Annotated in this window: 4 protein-coding genes; all 4 read left to right on the top strand. The window is 55.4% G+C overall.

All coding sequences use genetic code 11. The features are described from left to right. The first annotated feature begins 400 nt into the window (after positions 1-400). The 4 genes from ACWUI7_RS11330 to ACWUI7_RS11315 all read left to right on the top strand — a co-directional run bounded on the left by ACWUI7_RS11330 (position 401) and on the right by ACWUI7_RS11315 (position 7,180). Positions 401-2,293, top strand: a complete 1,893-nt coding sequence (locus ACWUI7_RS11330) for a hypothetical protein (protein WP_496642322.1) — start codon at positions 401-403, stop codon at positions 2,291-2,293. Positions 2,294-2,850: 557 nt separating this feature from the next. Then, positions 2,851-3,813, top strand: a complete 963-nt coding sequence (locus ACWUI7_RS11325) for a DUF4399 domain-containing protein (RefSeq protein ID WP_496642321.1) — start codon at positions 2,851-2,853, stop codon at positions 3,811-3,813. Between the two features lie 315 nt (positions 3,814-4,128). After that, the gene (locus ACWUI7_RS11320) at positions 4,129-6,192 is read left to right on the top strand and encodes a S8 family serine peptidase (RefSeq protein ID WP_496642320.1); all 2,064 of its coding nucleotides are present in this window, start codon (positions 4,129-4,131) and stop codon (positions 6,190-6,192) included. A gap of 172 nt (positions 6,193-6,364) precedes the next feature. Further along, positions 6,365-7,180 (top strand): NEW3 domain-containing protein, encoded by an 816-nt coding sequence (locus tag ACWUI7_RS11315; protein ID WP_496642319.1) that lies wholly within the window; start codon positions 6,365-6,367, stop codon positions 7,178-7,180. Positions 7,181-7,554 lie beyond the last annotated feature (374 nt).

Here is a 7,554-nt window from a genome sequence, read left to right as displayed (position 1 = left end):
CCGTTTCCACGACATTGAAGAACGATTCTACCGAAGGATCATCCTGCAGGGTCGCTGAACTCATTCCACCTCAGCGTTCACCCTGCTCTTTGGTATGTGAACTGTTCTATGACACCCTGTTACGATCACTTCCACCAATGGTGAATTCACCGTCGGCAATCTAGACGTTGCTGACGATGGTGACAACGGTGAGCCTGACTTCAATAACACCGGTGACGACCTCACCGTAACCTCGGCTACTGTTGAAAATGGAGACACAGATACGGGAACGACAGCCTTCCAGATTGAAGGTGTCACCGCCGAGCAGAACACTACCCTGACGTTCAATGTCACGGCGACAACGAGCGCAGGTGATACATTCTCGGACTCTGTCACGACCGATATCACCGACAGCGATGTCGTGTCTGACTTCTCGCTGCCCTCGGATGTCGAGACCGGTCAGACTGCAGATATTAGTCTCACCGTCTCCGATGGTGAGGGAACGACGCTGAACAACCGACAGGTGATCATCCAAGATCAGAGTGGCTTCAATACGGACGATGACCTGTTCAATGTCTCTGAAACGTCGAGTGCGAACGTCGATGCCATCGTTCTTAATCCGATTGACGGACAGATTGAGTTCTACACTGATGGCAACCTTGGCACGACTGCAGATCAGACACGTCCACTCACCGTGAACAACGGTGAATACGTCGTAGAGAATGTGACGATTGCCTCGGCTGGTGTCGACCACGTTGTTGAGGTTCACGCGTACGACGGCACGAACCCGAACAGCGGAGAAATCCGCGCACAGCTTGACAATGTCGTCACATCTGCTGGTGTCAGCGCGTACACGATCACGTCAGATGTTGATCCAGTGCTTGCTGGACAGGACGAGCAGATCAACCTGACCGTGACCGAGAACGGTAACGCTGTCAACGGTACCGAACTCGTTGAACTCGCTGGGAACACGAACATCGATCAGCAGGGCAGCGCTGTTGACGACGTTTCCGGCCCGTCCGCCGTCGACACCGATGGCGACAGTACGGAAAATGTCATTCAAGCGACGATCAACGCTGACGAAAGTGGAACCGATGCGGTCAATGTCTCCACGAACCTCAACGATAACAGCAAGACTGGCAGTGTGAGTCTTGATGTTGTCCAGCCGACCATCTCCACGAACCTCACTGGCGACCTGACGCTTGGTCTCACCAGCTCGAACGTGGAAATCACGGCTGAAGATCCGCGAGACAGCACGGCACTGCAGGACACCGACCTGCGCCTGACCGCAACGAACGTGACGTTCGACTTCAGTGCTGACTCGACGATTCTAGCCGATGCTGATGACGACACGTTCGACTCAGACGAGGAACTTGGTGTCTCTGACACCAACAGTGTCTACGCGAACCTTGACGAAAACGGCACGGCAGTCGTCGACATCTCCTCGCAGGAGGATACGGTCGGCGATCAACCGGTCACGCTGGACTTCGCTGTCCAGAACGACAGCGCATCCTACTTGGGTGATTCGTCGGTCGGTGTTGGCGAACTCAGCTTAGTCAACGCCCCCGACGAACTTGATCCGGGAACGGACGTCTCACAGACGTACCAGCTCGTCGATGCGAACGGCGACACCGTTGATCTGGGCACGCTCCAGATTAGTGGCACTGGTCTCGATGGTAACAGTCAGACGAAAGTCACAGACGAAGGGTTTGTGAACTTCGACTACACGACGTCGGACAGTGGGACGATCGAGTTCAAGATCTTAGACAGCAGCGATGTGTCTGTCAACTCGAACGACGGCGACGGTGACGGAACGCCTGAGTTCACCGTCAAGACGATCAACGTCCTTGAGCAGGTCAACCTCTCACTGAGCGCAGATCAGACCGACGTCACGCCAGGCGACTCCGTCGAATTCAACCTCACGCGTGAGGACTTCGATCGTCAGACAACGGGTACGCTGACGATCCGGAACGCATCTGGTGACACCGTCGATACGGTCTCGATTGACCAGACTGCGACAGTTACCTTCGACGAAGCCGGTGAGTTTGCCGTCGAGGCAAGCAAACCGACTCGGCCTTCGGTCGGTAAGTCGTTCACCAACGCTTCGGCGACTATCTCCGTCCAGGTTGGAGCAGGTACCGACGAAGAGCTGGCTCGCTTCGACGGCGGTGACGGCATCATCGACCGTGACGAAGCAGTTGACGCTATCGTCGCGTACAACACTGGTGGCACGGTTGGTGGCGAAGAAGTCACCCGGGACCAGGCGGTCCAGGTGATTATCGCATACAATACCGGCCAGACGATCGCAGCCTAACTACCGCACCGGGCGGCCCCGATTTTTCACTTTTTCACCGCGAGAGCCACTGCGTAGCCTCGCGTGTACAGTCGATCGAAGTGAGCCGTCGGTCTCTTTCTCGATTAACCGAGGAGCGATGGAGTGTCAGCTATCTACCCACAGTTGACATCCACTCCGCGCTAGGGAGTCAGGATCCTTCTGGTCAGAATTCGGCTGCTGACCCACAGGGACATCTTGCAGGTTTGTATGTAATCCTCTGGGGCTTTCATGAGGGTGTGGTTTCCCTTGACCAGCTGGAGCCTCGTAGCCAGCAGACTGATTTTCTACACCCTGGCCAACAGCCACGTCGGCTCCACTAGCCATGCGAAACTTGTCTCCATTGATGAATACGAACTCTTCGCTAGGATGTACAGAAGCATCCACTGGCTGGTTTACTCACACTTCTACATTTGAGGATGATAGCCAATGTACGGGTGTGCGTGGCGAACACACCCGCGACGAGTCGTTAACTCGTTCCAACGAATAATATCCATGTGGTATCTCACGACTCCCACAGGATTACCAGACGAACAGCGTTGAAACTGACCGGTGCCGGCCTCGTGGTCGGTGCAGGCGCGACGACCGGCGCTGCGGGTGCTGACCACGTCGACGCGACGATCAGCATTGACAACGTCGGCGCGAGCGCGTATGAAGTGAGCAACGTCACTAAGACGGGTGTCAACGTCCCCACGGGCGTCGAAAATCCCACCCTCACGGTCACCGAGACGGGAACGCGGGTCCGGTTTGAGAATGGTGGCTACCCGAACCATCCACTCGAGTTTCGCGACGAGAGCGGCACCGTCCTGTTGAGCCAGTCCACCACGGGGTCGTTCGACGACGACAGCGCGGTCAACTGGGTCGACGACGGCGACACAATTGCGTTCACGATCACGAGCGACCTCGCCTCGTCACTGGCCGAGTACCGGTGTACGGTCCACGTCAACGCGATGGTGGGGGACGTCTCGGTCGACGCACCTACCGTCGACTATACGCCACAAATGGGGTCGGTGTCGTTCACCTCGCCGAGTGACGACGCAACGGTGACGACTCCAGTCTCGTTCGATATGGCCGCAGAGAACTTCACGGTCGAAGCGGCATCGAACGGGGTTCGTGACGGAGCGGGTCACCTACACATTCTCGTCGACCAACCAGCAGTTGAACCAGGCGCAGTGATTCCGAACAACGAGCCGAACGGGTACTACCACTACGGTGACGGGTCGACGACCGCCGAGATCAGCTTGGAACCGGGGACACACACCGTCAGGGTGCAAGCAGGCGACGCCAAACACCGGGCATACAACCTGACCGATACGATTCAGGTGACCGTCGAGCAACCGGCCGATCCAGTCGACAGATTCGACGCTGACGGTGACGGTTCGATTGACCGCGACGAGGCAGTTAACGCCATCGTCGCGTATAATGACGGTAGTACGGTTGGCGGCAAGGAAGTCACTCGGGACCAAGCGGTTCAGGTGATCGTGGACTACAATATCGGGTAATTGATTGGCGCATTTTCACTGCACCCAGTCGTTCTGATCTTTCTGGTATTTTTGTAAGGGGTGTGAGTCGCAACTGCGCGGTTACCAATAATATAATAAATCACAACCTACAGTGGTACAACCAGTAAGCACAAAGACACGAAAAGGGATAGATCTGGGGCTCACGACGTGTATTCCTGCTAGTAGTATCTCTCAGTTCGACTACTGAATCTAGCAGAAGAGATAAAAAACCTCACTACAAGTATATTGTAGATGAAATTATCTACACTCTCGATTCTACTTTTAGTCACCTCTTTGCTCTGTGTAGCGGCATTTGTGGCTGTACCAACACACGATGCCACCTCACCGATATCGTTCTCGACCGCCCCAAATACTCCGACTGAGTCTGGACAGGTTGAGCCGTCGAACGTGAATGAAAACGGCACCGACCTTCCCCAGCCGGAGAGAAGCAGTAACAGGTCGACACTGGGGTCGCAGCTGACGACCACGACCGAGTCGTACGTCGTCGTCGTAGACGGTGATGCGTCGGACTATTCGACGCTCCTGGCTGCGTATGGGGAACTCGGAACTGTTTCAGACGATCGCGCAGACGTTACGATGCGTCCGACAAACGCGTCCGTAGTTCGGTCGCTTGAGTGGGTCGTCTCGGTTCGAAGACAGTCACACGGTACTCGTACTGCTACCGGCTCGAATGAGAACATCAGCTCGATTGAGGCCGACACTATCCACCGAAACGGAATCCAGGGTGACGGCGTCAAAATTGGCGTTATCGGCGTTGGCCCAGCGGTGAGTGACGTGCCGTATGAGGGCCAGATCGCTGGCGTTCGGAACTTCAAAGATGACGAGCCGATCGACGCGAGCCCCGACCACGATACTGCTGCCGTCGAACAAGTCGCCGAAATCGCACCTGGTGCAGAGCTCTATCTTACCGGCGTACGTTCGTCGACTGACTTCGGTGCCGCGATGCAGTACCTTATCGATCAAGACGTTGATATTGTTCTGACTGAATTAGCCTACTACGGCCGGCCCGGAGACGGATCGAGCTATATCGCACGACAAGTCGACACCGCCACGACGGAGGGCGTCACCGTGGTGAGTCCCGCCGGGAACGGTCGGCTCAGCCACTACGAGTCGCAGTTTTTCGACCCTGACGGCGATGGCTATCACAACTTTGCTCAGGATGACCAGTTGAATCGACTTGGCGGCGCAGATAGTGCAGTCTCCGGCGCTCGTGGACAACTGACGTTCTATCTGACTTGGTCCGATTTTGGCTCGGACTCGGTGTCGGACTACGACTTCTATCTGTACAACGAACAAACTGGTAATTTCGTCGCTGCCTCTGAGCGTGCCCAGACGAGTGGTGCCGCTCCCGTCGAAGCGATCTCGTACTCGACGTCCGAATTCGAGCCCCTCTCACTCGTCGTGTATCACTATGCCGGCGATACAAATGACCAGATCGAGATTCACGGACCAAACTGGCTGTACCGGAATCAGTACCATGTTCCTGAGGGTAGCGTCGTTCCCCCTGCGACCGCTTCTACAGCCGTTAGCACAGCCGCGTACGTTACGCCTGAGGCGCGACTCGCAGACTACAGCGCTGAGGGCCCGGTGACCAACCGTCCCGGAATCTCGATCGCTGGATACTCCCACCTTCCTGCGACGCCATACGACGACGTGTTCACCGGGACATCGGGAGCAGGCCCCTACGTTGCTGGAACGGCAGCGTTGGTTGAGGAGGCCTCAGGCGGAGTGTCACCAGCCGAGACGAGAACGATTCTTCAACAAACAGCAGACCCACTGCCACAGCCGCCAGAGCGGACTGGTACCGGCCTCATCAACGCGACTGCTGCCGTTTCGTCTGTCTATAACTTACAGTTTGGAGTTTCAGCCGACCTCACCGAGGCCCCCACTCAGATTACCTCAAGTGAGGGATATGAGGTGGCAGTTACAGTAACGAACACCGGCGGAGCTACGAGGACACAAAACATCTCATACGATCTCGTTGATTCGGATGGATTGAGCCAAATCACATCGGTGAAAACAGACGTTCGGGTCGCCTCAGGTGACAAAAATAGAAGTAAATTCACCATCGACGGAGCAGATACCGGACGGCTTGATAATGGAGACTACACCCACGTCATTGCTGTTGACAGGTCAACTATGGCAACGCAGAACGTTACCGTGGTTAATGAAACGACTGTTGACTCTCCGCTGGTGCGATTCGATCAAAACAACGACAACCGGATCGATCGGAACGAGGCGGTCCGTGCTATCATCGCGTACAATACTGGCGGTACCATCGGGGGACGACAGGCGACCCGAGAGCAGGTCGTTTCAGTGATCATCGCGTACAATGCAAACTCAAGAATCGGATCCTGATTAGCGTAGTAACGATCTTCTGCTGGCACGTCCGAGCAAGTTCTCACTCAGGAGTATAAGCTGAACATAGCTAATTACGAGCCAGAATTATATATTGTAGGTATGAATAGACACGGTAGAACAGATGACACAGAATCACTCATCGCAGTATCGGAGCTACGTAGTATACGGTGTGTGCATCGCCGTCTTCCTGTTACTCGGTATCGCAGCGGGCTCTGGAGCGGTAACAGCCGCGCCTGAGTCAGCGGTCAACGTCAGCTCAACACCGGCAGAACCGGTCCAGCCGGGTGAGACGTTTACATTCGACATTTCGATGACGAACACTGGCGACGAAAATGGCACTGTCACTGATATCCGGGTCCAAGACGAGCCCGAGGGCGTTACCGCAACTGATCCACCGCTGCAAATCCGGGGGCTCACTCCTGAGGAGACCGTTACAGAAACCGTGAGTGTCTCTGTCGGGGACAACGTGAGTAGCGGTGAATACACGCTCACTGCCTATGGTGCCGTCGCGGAGGGCCAGACGGACACAACGCATGTGAACTTCACCGTCGATACTCGCTCCTCGTTGAACGTCAGTGTCAACCCAGCCGTTGTCACCGCGAACGAGACCACGAACGTGTCTGTGACTGTCACAGACGCGGCGTCCGGAATGCCGGTCACAAATGCGAACATCACCCGGCTTGCGACAGTGGAGACGATCTCAGTGGACCAAAAAGGAACTGCAATCATCCAGGTTTCACCGTCAGAGCCCGGCGAGATAATTATTGACGTTACCGCTGCTGGCTACCGTTCGACGACGAAAAATATCACCGTCAACGAAGGACAAACCGAAGTAGCCAGGTTTGATGCGGATAACGATGGAATAGATAGGGGCGACGCTGTCCGTGCTGTCGTCGCGTACAACACTGGGTCTGACGTTGGAGGGACGAAGGTAACCCGTCAGGAGGCTGTGCGCGTGATTATCGCGTATATCACCGGCCAGTAGCTGCTGTTGTTTGACCTGTAGAGGGGTGTCTAACTGTCGATTCCGAATACCACAGCACTGAGCTAGAGTCCGACAGTTGTGCACTCTCGGTGTCTGATACACTTACACATCGCATACTAGCAACCGTTGGTGCTGGTAAATGGAAACGTCCCAAGAGACGTTTTCCCACAGCGATCTCAATAGCGTCTGTGAGGTACTGCATCTCTGCTCTGGTGTTGCTCTGTGGTTGACGCGAGTAATTTCGTTACTTACCTAGCCGCTGTGTGGCGATTCGAATGGACAATTTTGCTCGTGAATCGGCTAGTATCGTTCACAAAGTATTTACCCTAACCGTCGGTACCATCGCTTGCAACCTACCAATGGCTCTCGACTGC

This window comes from Halorubrum orientale (assembly GCF_059623105.1).
The sequence above is the reverse complement of the archived record's forward strand: the minus strand, read 5'-3'. Positions and strand labels throughout refer to the sequence as shown.